This window comes from Serratia sp. KH_031 (assembly GCF_057839655.1).
In genome coordinates this window covers 1,826,147-1,839,826 of the sequence record NZ_CM174496.1, presented here as the reverse complement: position 1 = coordinate 1,839,826, position 13,680 = coordinate 1,826,147, and the positions used below count along the sequence as shown (strand labels likewise).

The 13,680-nt window shown below is 50.3% G+C and carries 14 protein-coding genes and 3 tRNA genes; 9 read left to right on the top strand and 8 right to left on the bottom strand.

Annotated elements, in window-relative coordinates:
• The first annotated feature begins 8 nt into the window (after positions 1 to 8).
• The 3 genes from AC3ISQ_RS08175 to yejF are packed head-to-tail and all read left to right on the top strand — an operon-like array spanning position 9 to position 3,719.
• Positions 9 to 1,103, top strand: coding sequence for a microcin C ABC transporter permease YejB (locus AC3ISQ_RS08175; protein WP_489352178.1), 1,095 nt, complete (start codon positions 9 to 11; stop codon positions 1,101 to 1,103).
• Complete coding sequence (locus AC3ISQ_RS08170; RefSeq protein ID WP_489352176.1) at positions 1,100 to 2,125, top strand: ABC transporter permease; 1,026 nt, start codon at positions 1,100 to 1,102, stop codon at positions 2,123 to 2,125. Before AC3ISQ_RS08175 ends, AC3ISQ_RS08170 begins: the two co-directional genes overlap by 4 nt.
• 1 nt (position 2,126) lies before the next feature.
• Positions 2,127 to 3,719, top strand: coding sequence for a microcin C ABC transporter ATP-binding protein YejF (gene yejF / locus AC3ISQ_RS08165; protein WP_489352174.1), 1,593 nt, complete (start codon positions 2,127 to 2,129; stop codon positions 3,717 to 3,719).
• A 1-nt stretch (position 3,720) separates the two neighbouring features.
• On the opposite strand, the gene AC3ISQ_RS08160 is transcribed toward yejF, so the two are convergent.
• The 3 genes from AC3ISQ_RS08160 to rsuA form a co-directional block, all read right to left on the bottom strand.
• Positions 3,721 to 4,065 carry a YejG family protein gene (locus AC3ISQ_RS08160; RefSeq protein WP_489352172.1) on the bottom strand — a complete coding sequence of 115 codons (345 nt, stop codon included), beginning with the start codon at positions 4,063 to 4,065 and terminating at the stop codon, positions 3,721 to 3,723.
• Between the two features lie 376 nt (positions 4,066 to 4,441).
• The gene (locus tag AC3ISQ_RS08155; RefSeq protein WP_489352170.1) at positions 4,442 to 5,635 is read right to left on the bottom strand and encodes a Bcr/CflA family multidrug efflux MFS transporter; all 1,194 of its coding nucleotides are present in this window, start codon (positions 5,633 to 5,635) and stop codon (positions 4,442 to 4,444) included.
• 18 nt (positions 5,636 to 5,653) lie between these two features.
• Positions 5,654 to 6,367: a 16S rRNA pseudouridine(516) synthase RsuA gene (rsuA, locus tag AC3ISQ_RS08150; RefSeq protein WP_489352168.1), complete on the bottom strand. Its 714-nt coding sequence runs from the start codon at positions 6,365 to 6,367 to the stop codon at positions 5,654 to 5,656.
• Positions 6,368 to 6,550: 183 nt separating this feature from the next.
• On the opposite strand from rsuA, the gene radD reads away from it, so the two are divergent.
• Both radD and rplY read left to right on the top strand, forming a co-directional pair.
• A complete protein-coding gene (radD, locus tag AC3ISQ_RS08145; protein ID WP_489352167.1) occupies positions 6,551 to 8,308 on the top strand; it encodes a DNA repair helicase RadD in 1,758 nt (585 codons plus the stop codon).
• A 150-nt stretch (positions 8,309 to 8,458) separates the two neighbouring features.
• The gene (gene rplY, locus AC3ISQ_RS08140) at positions 8,459 to 8,743 is read left to right on the top strand and encodes a 50S ribosomal protein L25 (RefSeq protein ID WP_489352165.1); all 285 of its coding nucleotides are present in this window, start codon (positions 8,459 to 8,461) and stop codon (positions 8,741 to 8,743) included.
• Positions 8,744 to 8,812: 69 nt separating this feature from the next.
• On the opposite strand, the gene yejK is transcribed toward rplY, so the two are convergent.
• Positions 8,813 to 9,820: a nucleoid-associated protein YejK gene (yejK, locus tag AC3ISQ_RS08135; protein ID WP_489352163.1), complete on the bottom strand. Its 1,008-nt coding sequence runs from the start codon at positions 9,818 to 9,820 to the stop codon at positions 8,813 to 8,815.
• 138 nt (positions 9,821 to 9,958) lie between these two features.
• Here yejK and AC3ISQ_RS08130 point away from each other — a divergent pair, with 138 nt between their 5' ends.
• From AC3ISQ_RS08130 to AC3ISQ_RS08115, 4 genes are all read left to right on the top strand, one after another.
• Positions 9,959 to 10,186: a YejL family protein gene (locus tag AC3ISQ_RS08130; protein ID WP_489352161.1), complete on the top strand. Its 228-nt coding sequence runs from the start codon at positions 9,959 to 9,961 to the stop codon at positions 10,184 to 10,186.
• Positions 10,187 to 10,195: 9 nt separating this feature from the next.
• Positions 10,196 to 11,962, top strand: coding sequence for an LPS biosynthesis-modulating metalloenzyme YejM (gene yejM / locus AC3ISQ_RS08125; protein ID WP_489352159.1), 1,767 nt, complete (start codon positions 10,196 to 10,198; stop codon positions 11,960 to 11,962).
• Between the two features lie 77 nt (positions 11,963 to 12,039).
• Positions 12,040 to 12,116: transfer RNA gene (locus AC3ISQ_RS08120), tRNA-Pro, on the top strand.
• Positions 12,117 to 12,248: 132 nt separating this feature from the next.
• Entirely contained in the window at positions 12,249 to 12,410 is a 162-nt protein-coding gene (locus AC3ISQ_RS08115) for a hypothetical protein (protein ID WP_489352157.1), read from the top strand.
• Positions 12,411 to 12,465: 55 nt separating this feature from the next.
• Here AC3ISQ_RS08115 and AC3ISQ_RS08110 read toward each other — a convergent pair.
• From AC3ISQ_RS08110 to AC3ISQ_RS08095, 4 genes are all read right to left on the bottom strand, one after another.
• Positions 12,466 to 12,541: transfer RNA gene (locus AC3ISQ_RS08110), tRNA-Thr, on the bottom strand.
• Between the two features lie 6 nt (positions 12,542 to 12,547).
• Positions 12,548 to 12,635 (bottom strand) — tRNA-Ser (locus tag AC3ISQ_RS08105).
• 157 nt (positions 12,636 to 12,792) lie between these two features.
• A complete protein-coding gene (osmE, locus tag AC3ISQ_RS08100; protein ID WP_489352155.1) occupies positions 12,793 to 13,122 on the bottom strand; it encodes an osmotically-inducible lipoprotein OsmE in 330 nt (109 codons plus the stop codon).
• Between the two features lie 67 nt (positions 13,123 to 13,189).
• Positions 13,190 to 13,606: a VOC family protein gene (locus AC3ISQ_RS08095; RefSeq protein ID WP_489352153.1), complete on the bottom strand. Its 417-nt coding sequence runs from the start codon at positions 13,604 to 13,606 to the stop codon at positions 13,190 to 13,192.
• Positions 13,607 to 13,680 lie beyond the last annotated feature (74 nt).

The following is a 13,680-nucleotide window of genomic DNA, read 5'->3' as shown; positions in this document are numbered from 1 at the left end:
AGCCGGCCGTGGCAGCTTATCTAATCCGCAGACTGTTGCTGGTGATCCCAACGCTGTGGGCGATCATCACTATCAACTTCTTTATTGTGCAAATAGCGCCCGGTGGCCCGGTTGATCAGGCGATTGCCGCCATTGAATTCGGGCAAGCCAGTGGTTTTGGCGGTGGTGGCGTGAGCGACGGTCTGGGGGCGGCCAAAGCAGGTGTGGGGGATGTCGGCGAAGGACAATATCGCGGCTCACGCGGGCTAGATCCTGAAGTCATCGCCGAAATTACTAAACGCTACGGCTTCGATAAACCGCTGCATGAGCGTTATTTCACTATGTTGTGGAATTACATGCGGTTGGATTTCGGCGATAGTCTGTTCCGCGGCGCATCGGTGATGCAGCTCATCGGCCAAAGCTTGCCCGTTTCCATCACCCTTGGGTTGTGGAGCACGCTGATTATCTATTTAGTGTCGATCCCACTCGGCATCCGCAAAGCGACTCATAACGGCAGTGCTTTCGATACTTGGAGTAGTACGCTGATTATCATTGGTTACGCTATCCCTGCCTTCCTATTCGCTATTTTGATGATCGTGCTATTTGCTGGCGGTAGTTATCTCGACTGGTTCCCGCTGCGCGGGCTGGTTTCCAGTAACTTCGATACCCTGCCGTGGTACAGCAAAATTACCGATTATCTGTGGCATATCACGCTGCCCGTGTTGGCGACGGTCATCGGCGGCTTCGCGACCTTGACGATGCTGACCAAAAACTCATTCCTCGACGAAATTCGTAAACAATATGTGGTGACAGCCCGTGCTAAAGGGTTGGACGAAAAGAAAATTCTTTATCGCCACGTATTCCGCAATGCCATGTTGCTGGTGATCGCGGGCTTCCCCGCCACCTTTATCAGTATGTTTTTCACCGGTTCGTTATTGATCGAAGTGATGTTCTCACTCAACGGCCTTGGCCTGTTGGGTTACGACGCCACACTGCAACGTGACTATCCGGTGATGTTCGGCACGCTGTACATCTTCACCCTGATTGGCCTGCTGTTGAATATCCTCAGCGATATTACTTACACCTTGGTCGATCCACGCATTGATTTCGAGGCACGCCAATGAGCCGCTTAAGCCCGATTAATCAGGCGCGTTGGGCACGCTTTCGCAATAATCGCCGTGGCTATTGGTCACTGTGGATTTTCTTGGTGCTGTTTATTCTAAGTTTGGCTTCCAATTTGATTGCCAATGACAAACCTTTACTGGTGCGTTATGACGGCCGTTTATTGGTGCCGTTTATGGTCAATTACAGCGAAACCGCCTTTGGCGGCGAACTGGCGACCACCACCGATTACCAAGATCCCTTCGTTCAGCAACAGATCGAAAAACACGGCTGGGCAATTTGGGCACCGATTCGCTTCAGCTATGACACCATTAACTTCACGACCGATGTCCCTTTCCCATCGCCACCGTCACGCCATAATCTGCTCGGCACCGACAGCAATGGTAGCGATGTTCTCGCGCGGGTGTTGTATGGTTTTCGTATTTCGATGCTGTTTGGGCTAGCGTTGACACTGTTCTCCAGCGTGATTGGTATCTGCGTCGGCGCCACACAAGGCTATTATGGCGGTAAGTTTGATCTGTGGGGGCAACGCTTTATCGAAGTGTGGTCGGGGATGCCAACGTTATTCTTGATCATTCTGCTTTCCAGCATCATCCAGCCCAACTTCTGGTGGTTGCTGGCGATCACCATTCTATTCGGCTGGATGAGTTTGGTTGGCGTGGTTCGCGCCGAGTTTCTGCGCACCCGTAACTATGACTATATTCGCGCCGCTCGCGCGATGGGCGTGCCGGATCGCGTGATTATGTACCGCCATATGCTGCCTAATGCGATGGTGGCAACGTTGACCTTCTTACCCTTTATTTTATGCGGCTCGATCACCACGCTGACGTCACTCGATTTCCTTGGTTTTGGGTTGCCCATCGGCTCACCATCGCTCGGTGAATTACTGTTGCAAGGCAAGAACAACCTGCAAGCACCGTGGCTGGGGATGACTGCTTTCTTAGTTCTGGCCATGTTGCTTTCCCTGTTAATTTTTATCGGCGAAGCGGTGCGCGACGCCTTCGATCCTAGCAAGGCGCATTAATATGACAGCAACTCCTCTGCTCTCAATTCAAGATCTCAGCATTGCTTTTCGTCACGCAGACAAGCTGAATCAGGTGGTTAATGGCGTTTCTTTGCAGATTGAGCAAGGAGAAACGTTGGCATTAGTGGGAGAGTCCGGCTCAGGTAAAAGTGTGACGGCGCTGTCAATCCTACGATTGCTACCTTCGCCGCCAGTGGTTTACCCCAGCGGCGATATTCAATTCAACGGCAGCTCGCTATTGCACGCTTCTGAAGCCGAACTGCGCAAAGTGCGCGGTAATCAGATCTCGATGATTTTCCAAGAGCCGATGGTGTCGCTCAATCCATTGCACAACATTGAAAAACAATTGGCAGAAGTGCTGTCGTTACACCGCGGTATGCGACGCGAAGTGGCACGTGGAGAAATCATTCAGTATCTGGATCGTGTCGGCATTCGCAATGCCAAAGGGCGGCTGAAAGATTACCCGCATCAACTCTCTGGCGGTGAACGTCAACGGGTGATGATCGCGATGGCGATGCTAACACAACCTAAACTGCTGATTGCCGATGAGCCCACTACCGCGCTGGATGTCACTATTCAGGCGCAAATTCTGGTGCTGCTGAAAGAGCTGAAGCAAGAATTGAACATGGGAATGCTGTTTATCACCCATAACCTGAATATTGTGCGCCGTCTGGCGGATAACGTGGCTGTGATGCGTGAAGGGCTATGCGTCGAGCAAAACAGCCGCGCTAACCTGTTCAGTGCACCGCAACACGCTTATACCCAGAAATTGCTGGCAGCAGAAAACGTCGGCGATCCATTGCCATTACCCGCCGATGCCAAACCGTTGCTGAAGATTGAGAATTTGCAGGTCAGCTTTCCGATCAAACGCGGCCTGTTGCGCCGTACCACCTCCCACAATTATGCGCTGAAAGATCTCAGTTTCGAACTGAAGGCCGGTGAAAGCGTAGGTTTGGTTGGTGAATCCGGTTCCGGCAAGAGCACGACCGGGTTGGCGTTGTTGCGTCTGCTCACCTCCAAAGGCGCGATTTGGTTTAACGGCCAGCCGTTGCATCAGTTCAATATGAAACAAATGCTGCCCTATCGCAGCCAGATTCAGATCGTGTTTCAAGATCCCTATTCCGCTTTGAACCCACGGCTGAACGTACAGAAAATCATCGAGGAAGGGTTGGAAGTCCATCGGCAATTAAGCGCAGATCAGCGTGAACAACGCGTGATTGCCGCATTGCAAGAGGTCGGGTTAGATCCTGAGCTTCGCTATCGCTACCCAACAGAGTTCTCTGGCGGACAACGCCAACGCATCGCCATTGCACGGGCATTGATTTTACAGCCACAATTGTTGATTTTGGATGAGCCGACTTCGTCGCTGGATAAATCCGTTCAGGCGCAGATCCTCACCTTGCTGAAATCACTTCAGCAACGTCATCAGTTGGCCTATCTGTTTATCAGCCACGATTTGCAGGTGGTACGTTCGTTGTGCCACCAGTTGATCGTACTGCGCCAAGGGGAAGTGGTTGAACAAGGTGATTGCCAAACCATTTTCAATGCACCTTCCGCCGCGTATACACAACAGTTATTACAGTTGGCAGATTAATTCAGAAGGGATACAGAGCGCTCAGTGGCTCGGCGATCGCCGCACCGACGTTTTTCAAACGGCACATAGTGGCACTTTCATCGCTGCGGTGCACAAACAGGCAAGGTTCCCCTTCCCACTCCACCACTGAGCAATCGACCTGGATCTCTTGCAGAGACAAATTGAGTTGTTGCATGACGCGCCAGGCTTCGCTGCCATCATGGCTGAGTAACTTCAAGCCGATCAGGTTGTTATCTTCGTCTATGCCACTCAACGGAATAGGTTCGACCTTAACGCCGATGGAACCTGATAGCCAACGATAACTTTGCGGCAAGCGGTGCACTACCGAAAGTTGAAAACTCTCCACGTGAAGTCCCTAGTTTGAGAAAGGTATTTAATAAGGTAATTAAGTTATAGCCGTTATAAATCGACTCTGCCGCTTACGAATGTTAAATAATCGTAAATTTCGCTACAAACGGTCAACACTTACCTGCATTCGGCTGATTTCGCGCTGTTTTTATTCCAGCTTGCAGTGTTAATTCACCGCTTTTTGCGATTCAGCTCGCATTTTCGCGTTATATGTACCCCTTTCCGTCAGCAATCTCAACCTTTTTTATTGCATTGCGATTACTTTTTATTCGCCATAATTTTACATTGAAGAAACATTTGGCTGTTTTTAGGTAAGAAAAAGGTGAGGCGGCAGGTAAGAAAAGTTACCTGCCATCAAACGAGAAAAGGGGAGATTATGCCGCGTGGCGGGGACGACTGGCGTACCAATAAAGGCACATAGCGACGATGCTACACAACCCCATCGAGGAAATCATCGGCCAAGCACTGGTACCCGGAGCCTGAGCTAAAATCGCTCCAACAGCCGCACCAATGCTGAAGCGCAAGGTGCCTGCCAACGAAGAGGCGGTACCGGCCATATGCGGGAAGTCGTCGAGGATCACCGCCATTGCGTTCGACGAAATCATGGCGATACAACCCAGATACACCGCCACCCCCATCACTAACGCCCAGAAGCCCAACCCGGTAACACCCACTATCACCAACCAGATGCCCATAACCAGTTGTACCGTCAGGCCGAAGCGGAACATGTTGATCGCACCAACGCGACGCACATTACGGCTATTGAGCCAGGTCATCAGGAACAAGAACACAATATTCAACGCAAAGTAATAACCAAAATGCTGCGGTGAAACATGGTTCAATTCGATGTAAACAAACGGCCCGGCACTGAGGAACGAAAACATCCCGGCAAACGAGAAAGCACTGGCCAACATGTAGCTCAACACGCGCTTATGGCGAAACAAGGTGCCAAAGTTGCCCAACGTAGTGCGCAAATGGAATTTTTGTCGCCGCTCTTTGGGCAAAGTTTCCTTGATAAACAACGCCACCAGAATCGAGCCTAGCAGTGCCGCTGCGCCCATCGTCCAGAAGATCGCATGCCAGCTAAACCACAACAGCAACGCCCCACCGATCATCGGTGCCAGTAATGGTGCAATCGTCATCACTAAGATCACGAACGACATCATGCGCGAGAATTCATCCTTGGTGAACATATCGCGCATCAAGGCATTAATCACCACGCTAGCCGCCGCGGCCGCCAAGCCGTGTAGGAAACGCAGGTTGATCAGTTGGTCGACTGATTGCGCCATCGCACAAGCCCAGCCCGCCAGAGCGAAGATCAGCGTGCCCCACAAGATCACCGGTTTGCGGCCAATGCTGTCGGACATCGGGCCATAGAACAGTTGCCCCAATGCAAAGCCCAGCACATAAGCACTGAGCGTCATCTGCACGCGTCCCGGCTCGACGCTGAACTGCGCGGCGATGATCGGCATACTTGGCAAATACATGTCGATTGCCAATGGCATCAACATGGAAAGCAAGCCAAGGATAAAAATCAGCCCAAGATGGGATGTCCGTTTTTGTTGCACGTTTAGGAATTCCTTAAATTAATCCTGTAAATGCGGCGCACCTACGCTGGCAATCTCTTCGTCGGTCAACGGTCGATATTCACCAGGTGCCAAGTCCTCATCCATCACAATGGCGCCAATACGCTCACGGTGCAAAGCAATCACTCGATTGCCGACCGCCGCAAACATGCGTTTTACCTGATGGTAGCGCCCTTCGCTGATGGTCAGTCGCACTAGCGTGTCTTCGATCTTTTCTAGCTGCGCTGGCTTAGTCAGGTCTTTTTCATTATGCAGTTGCACACCTTCGGCAAACTGCTGCGCGGTATCCGCCGCCAGCGGATGCTCCAGCGTGACCAGATAAGTTTTCTCGCAGTGATGACGCGGAGAGGTAATACGGTGTGACCATTGACCGTCATCGGTCATCAACACCAGCCCAGTGGTATCAATGTCCAAGCGGCCAGCGGCGTGCAGTTTGTAAGCGACGGGCTCATCGAGGAAATACAGTACCGTGGGATGATCCGGATCTTCGGTTGAACATACATAACCCTGCGGCTTATTGAGCATGAAGTAACGCGCACCACTCAATTGCGCCAACACGTTGCCATCAAACGCCACCTCCTGTTCTGGAGTCAGCTTAAGCGCCCCGCTCTTCACCACTTCACCGTCTACGGTGACGCGTTTTGCCCGAAGTTCACGTGCTACCAGCGCACGGCTAATACCTAACTGCTGAGATAAAAACTTGTCCAATCGCATTGAGTCTGTTTTGCCTGTCGTTGTGAAGATCACAGAGATCGTCTTGCCAAAATAGGAATACCCACCATCATATCTGGCAGGTTCAGAGAGAAAAATCGGGGGATTGTTACGAAGTATACTCATACTCCCTGCATCTGGCACTATCTGGCATAATATTAATCCCTTTATTTATAGCGTTGATTTATGGCCTTTACTTTACGCCCCTATCAATTGGAAGCCGTCGAAGCCACCATCACGCATTTTCGTCAGCATCCAGAACCGGCATTGATCGTCCTGCCAACCGGTGCGGGCAAGAGTTTGGTGATCGCTGAATTAGCGAAGCGCGCCCGTGGTCGAGTCCTGGTTCTGGCGCACGTTAAAGAATTGGTGGCGCAGAACCACGCCAAGTATTGTGCTTATGGATTGGAAGCCGATATTTTCGCTGCCGGTTTACAGCAAAAAGAAAGCGCGGGAAAAGTGGTATTTGGCAGCGTACAGTCGGTGGCGCGTAATCTACCCTTGTTCGATGCGGCGTTCTCGTTGTTGATTATTGATGAATGTCACCGCATCAGCGACGACGATGACAGCCAATATCAGCAAATCATTCAGCATCTGAAAAACAACAATCCGCAACTACGTCTGTTAGGTTTGACTGCCACGCCTTACCGCTTGGGTAAAGGCTGGATTTATCAATTCCATTATCACGGCATCACTCGTGGTGATAGCAGCAGCCTGTTCCGCGATTGTATTTATGAGTTACCGCTGCGCTATATGATCAAGAACGGCTATCTGGTGCCGCCAGAACGATTGGATATGCCGATCGTGCAATATGATTTCAGCCGTCTACAAGCCAACAGCAATGGCCTGTTCAATGAGGCCGAGCTGAACCATGAACTGAAACAGCAAAACCGTATTACGCCGCATATCATCAGTCAAATCGTCGAATATGCGCTAGACCGTAAGGGAGTGATGATTTTTGCCGCCACGGTTGAGCACGCCCGAGAAATCCACGGCTTGCTGCCCGCGACAGAAGCGGCGCTGGTGACCGGGGAAACACCCGCCGTCGAACGAGATGCGTTAATTGAAGCTTTCAAACAACAGCAATTACGTTATCTGGTGAACGTGGCGGTTTTAACCACTGGCTTCGATGCGCCACATGTGGATCTCATTGCTATTTTGCGCCCAACCGAGTCCGTCAGCCTGTATCAGCAAATCGTCGGGCGCGGCTTGCGGTTAGCGCCAGGTAAAGCAGATTGCCTGATCCTCGATTATGCTGGTAATCCCCATGACTTGTTCACGCCCGAGGTGGGTGCCAGCAAGCCACATCGCGACAGCCAACCGGTGCAGGTCTTTTGCCCAGCCTGTGGTTTCGCCAATTTGTTTTGGGGGAAATGCACCGAAAATGGCGACATTATCGAGCACTACGGTCGCCGCTGTCAGGGCTGGTTGGAAGACGACGAAGGTCAGCGTGAACAATGTGATTACCGCTTCCGTTTCAAAAGTTGCCCACACTGCGGCGCTGAAAATGACATCGCAGCCCGTCGCTGTCATCAATGCCAAGAGGTGTTGGTCGATCCCGATGACATGCTGAAAGCCGCGCTGAAACTGAAAGATGCACTCGTGTTGCGCTGCGGTGGCATGGAACTGCAAAGCGGCCGTGATGACAAAGGCGAATGGCTAAAGGCCACCTATTATGATGAAGACGGCACCAGCACCAGTGAACGCTTCCGCTTACAAACCCCAGCCCAGCGTAAAGCGTTCGAAATGCTGTTCCTACGCCCTCATCAACGCGCACCGGGAGTGCCTTTCAGTTGGCAACATGCCGCCGACGTGTTGAATCAGCAGGCGTTGTTACGTCACCCGGATTTTGTCGTGGCGCGTAAGCGTGGACAGTTTTGGCAAATACGAGAAAAAGTGTTCGATTATCAGGGACGTTTCCGTCGCGCCAACGAATTACGCTGAGGGATTCGGGTAGGTTTTCATTGCCCTGAGAAGGTCTTTCCGTTAAAATGCCGCCCGCTTTACCTTAGGTTCGCCTAAGCAAAGCAGGTTTAACGAACCTGTTACTGGGTCGCCTGTAGCAGGGTAAATTTTCTTTTAAGAGAAAAAACAATGTTCACTATCAATGTAGAAGTACGTAAAGACCAGGGTAAGGGTGCGAGCCGCCGCCTGCGTGCAGCAAATAAATTCCCAGCTATCGTTTACGGTGGTAAAGAAGCTGCTGTTGCTATCGAGCTGGACCATGATTCTGTAAAGAACATGGAAGCCAAGCCTGAGTTTTACAGCGAAGCTGTAATTCTGGTTATCGACGGTAAAGAAACCAAAGTTAAAGTTCAGGCTGTTCAGCGTCACCCGTTCAAGCCAAAACTGGCTCACATCGACTTCGTACGCGCTTAATCGCTACAAAGTTGATTTTCGGGACGCCGAAGTAGAAAACGCCGCAATTGCGGCGTTTTTTATTGGCACTTATTTGCCACTTCCGGTGCGACGCTGTAACTGATCGCGCAGGTTTGGCGGAGTCCCGCGGATAGTCAGCGTATCGGTTGCCGCATCCCAGAAAATACGCTCACCTAACAGCATGGCATCAAAATTGATGCTGATGCCGCCGCCGCTACCGGCAAACTTGGTCAGTTGACGCAATGTCCCGCGATCAGCCGGGAAGCTCTCTTCTAACTCATAACCCTGTTCGCTGGAGAATTGTAAAAAGTCCTTTTCCCCTACTGGCGCGATTTCTTGCGACAAAGCTTGCAGTTCAATCTCTTCACCCGCTTGTAGCTGCTCATTACAGTAACTGTACACTTGCTGACGCACGGCTTGACGCTCATTTTTATCCAACTGCCCGTCAGCACAGTAATCATCTACCGCCTGCAATAAGCCGCGGTTTTGCGCTTTGGTATCCAAGCCTTCGCTGGCGGCCAAGAAATCCATAAAGAAGTCGGAAACTTTACGCCCCACTCGCCCTTTCAGGAAAGTCAGATAACGCGTTGACTCTGGATTGGTTTCCCACTCAGTCAGATCGATACGCGCCACGATATCTGCATGATTGATGTCCAGATAATGCGTGGAGCTGATGTCCAGTTCCTCGTTAACGCGCATACTGTTGCAACTGTTCAGCACCGCTATCAGCAAATATTCTACCGCCAAATAACGGTATTGACCGAACAACACCACGCCGCCTTCAGCAAACGGATATTTCGCCAATTCATCACGCAGACGCCCCGTAGCGGCTCGGCTGAACGCTAAAAAGTCTTCATCACCTTTACGACAAGTACGCAGCGCTTGCGCCAATTCACTCTCTTCGTTAAACAGGCCGTACGCCTTGCTTTTAGCGCTGTAGACACGATGCAGCTCCGCCATCATCTCTTCAACCGCCGCGTTAGCGGGTAGCAAAGTATCGCGTAATACCACGTCTAACGTTTGCTCGTCACGTTTAACTAATTGGTGCAGCGCGATCTGGTCAAGATCCAGACTCATGATAATTCCTCCTGTGCTTTCGTGCGCGTATTCAAACACTGTAACCACGGTGCTGCAACTTGAAAGAGAATGAAGATACAAAATCACCTCTCTATACGGTAAGATGTGTGACTTTGTTAGGTTCTGAGCACAATATTCATGCCACAATCATCCCGTTACAGTGACGAACACGTTGAACAACTGCTGTCTGAGCTGGTCAATGTTCTTGAAAAACACCATACTCCAACCGATCTTTCCCTGATGGTTTTGGGTAACATGGTGACTAATTTGATCAACACCAGCATTTCACCCGCCCAGCGGCAAAATCTGGCAAGATCGTTCGCCGAAGCCTTGCAGGCTTCTGTTCGTGAAGACAAAGCACATTAATAACTATTTATGGTGACAAACCGTCAGCGTTATCGTGAAAAAGTCTCCCAGATGATTAGCTGGGGGCACTGGTTCGCCTTGTTCAATATCTTGCTCAGCCTCGGGCTGGGTAGCCGTTATTTGTTTGTCGCCGATTGGCCTGCCTCGTTGTTGGGGCGGGTGTATGCCATCGTCAGCCTGTTAGGGCATTTCAGCTTTATCGTCTTTGCCGCTTATTTACTGATTATCTTCCCGCTCACCTTTGTGGTGATGTCACAGCGGCTGCTACGATTTATTTCCGCCATCTTGGCCACCACAGGGTTGACGTTACTGCTGCTTGATAGCGCGGTTTTCACCCGTTTCCACTTGCACCTCAATCCGGTGGTGTGGCAACTGATCACCAACCCCGATCAGGTCGAGCAAGCACGCGATTGGCAGTTCATGTTTATCGCCGTGCCGATCATTTTCCTAGTAGAAATGCTATTTGCTACTTGGAGCTGGCAGAAACTACGCAGCCTGAATCGCCGTAGTTTTGGTAAGCCACTGGCCGCGCTATTTATTCTTTCATTCTTTGCATCGCACCTGATTTACATCTGGGCCGATGCTAATTTCTATCGCCCAATCACCATGCAGCGCGCCAACTTACCCCTGTCGTATCCAATGACCGCGCGTAAGTTCCTCGAAAAACATGGCCTGCTCGATCAGCAAGAATATGAACGTCGCCTAATTCAACAAGGCAACCCAGAGGCTGCCGCGGTTGAGTATCCGCTGAGCGATCTCAACTTCAGTGATAAAGGCAGTGGTTACAACCTGCTGATGATCGTGGTGGATGGTATAAGCACACAAGATTCTGCTCAAGATATGCCTAACCTCACCCGCTTCGCGCAAGAGAATGTCCGCTTTAGCGATCATTACAGTTCAGGCTACCGTAGCGACACCGGCTTGTTTGGCCTGTTCTACGGTATTTCACCGGCCTATCTGGATGGCATTCTGGCCGCACGTAAACCTTCGGCGTTAATCAACGCGTTGAGTGCTCAGGGTTACCAATTTGGTTTGTTCTCTGCCGATGGTTTTGATTCAGCATTGTATCGTCAGGCGCTGTTGTCCGATTTCTCACTGCCAGCGCCAACCCTGCAAAGCGATGCTAGAACAACGCAGCAATGGCAGCGTTGGCTAGTCGAGCAGAGCAGCAGTGCACCGTGGTTCTCCTACATCAATTACCGCGGTGCCGAACCGCAGCTTGACGATGATCAGCTAAGCTCGGACGACTTTACTCAGCGTTATCGCGTTGGCGCACAAGAAGTGGATAACCAGATTGCGCAAGTACTTGCCACATTGAAAGAAAAAGGCGAGTTAGATAAAACTGTGGTGGTTATCACCGCAGAACACGGCGTTGAATTTGATAATGCGAGTAAGAGTAACCGCTTTAGCCAACAACAATTGCAGGTCCCGCTAGTGATCCATTGGCCGGGTACACCAGCTCAAACCATCGGTAAGCTCACTGGCCATACCGATGTGATGCGCACTCTGATGCAGCGTTTACTGCACGTTAAAACTGCGGCAAATGATTATTCTCAGGGTGAAGATCTCTTCGCAGCACAGCGTAAAAACAACTGGATCGCGACCGGTGACAACAATCAATTGGTGATCACCACTCCATCCCAGACCATTATTCTGGACGCTAATGGTTCTTATCGTGCCTATGATAAGAACAATGAAGAGGTCAAAGACGAGAAACCGCAACTTGCGTTGTTATTACAGGTGCTAACCGAGGTAAAACGCTTTATCGCCAACTAACTGCTTAAAACAAAAGCAATCAGTGCCCTGCGATCTTGCATTAACATCGGGAATCAGTAGACTATTTTTCATTGTATCGGCACGTAGCGCAGCTTGGTAGCGCATCGTCATGGGGTGGCGAGGGTCGTGAGTTCAAATCTCACCGTGCCGACCAAAATTCTCTAAAAAAACCAACCCATTGCGGTTGGTTTTTTTATGTCTGAAAATCAATATTATGATTAATTGCCATCCCAGGAAAGCAATCTACTGCTATAACAATAGGGTAAACCTTAACAAAGGAGTGGCAATGAAACTCACTATTCCAGCGTTGTTGATTCTAATACTCTCTGGCTGTTCAGGTGGAGGTGGGGGGAATCAGAGCCCGTCACAAGACCCTGGCCCTGACGAAGAGATGTGTTCGACCTCCGATGGTGCCTGTGCGCCTTCTGTCGGCCCACAGACCTACTAACTCGGTATATGCTAGATATAAAAAAACCCCAACATCTCTGCTGGGGTTTCTTATTTGGTGCCGGCTACCGGAATCGAACTGGTGACCTACTGATTACAAGTCAGTTGCTCTACCTACTGAGCTAAGCCGGCTAAATTTGGCGGAAGGACAGAGATTCGAACTCTGGGAGCTGTTACACTCGACGGTTTTCAAGACCGTTGCCTTAAACCACTCGGCCATCCTTCCAATGGGCGCAGATATTAGCGATACCGTTATGAAATGTCTACCGTTTTCATGCAAAAAAATGCAGTAAAAAGTGCATTTGCTTAAACTTCAAACCAATAGCGCTCAAAAACTGAAAAGCACCGCTAAAACGGTGCTTTTATTGTCACTAAAATGATGATTATTTAGGCGCAGAATCATACTCTGAACAAGTTTGATATCCCTTGTTCATCACCTGCCCTGTTTCGCTATAACTCACGAAATAGGTCTGCACTTTGCCATCACGTGGTTTTACCGCATAAGTATCACAGGTACCTTTAGCATAAACTAAAGTCGCACTGGTTGATGGTTGTCCGGCAATAGCTCGCACCTGTTGCTTTGTCATCCCGACTTTTACCGAGCTGACAACAGGTTCATCGACATAACTCGCGGCTCTGTCATAAGCGGTACAACCTGCAACAATGGAAAACAACGCTGCCGTACTGACAGCCAAAAACCCTTTCTTCATCATAGCCAATCCCTCGTTGAGTACGTTTGTTGTTCCCTAATTCTAGATGACATAAGGTTTTACTACAAACTCAGTAGTTATCCCAAATCCCTGGTGTGATTAATTCGAGTAGATGACCGTCAGGATCGCGAAAATAGAGGCTTTCACCACCTCGGCCCCATAACATACGACTTTCGATTTTCACACCATGTTCTGCCAAATGCTTCTCCCAGTCGGGTAACAGCGTTTTAGCAACAGCTAAACCAATATGCTGTGGGCCACGGCCGTCGTGCGAAGGGATGTAACCTTCGGGATAGTTCGCGCCGTTTAGCGAGCCACCTTGCAAGAACAGCAACAAAACGCTTTGCTCCCCGACGTTGTAAGCGCGAAATCCTTCGTTCGCGACCATCACCGATAATTTCATCACCTGCTGATAAAACGCGTCAGCACGTTCAATGTCTTCGACATACAGCACAGTTTCTACGATTCGTTCGATTTTCAAATCCATACCTGCCCCTCCTGATTAGCTGAATTCAGCTTAGGTGGGGAGCTAACAACGAAGCTAGCAATCTGTGCCGCAAA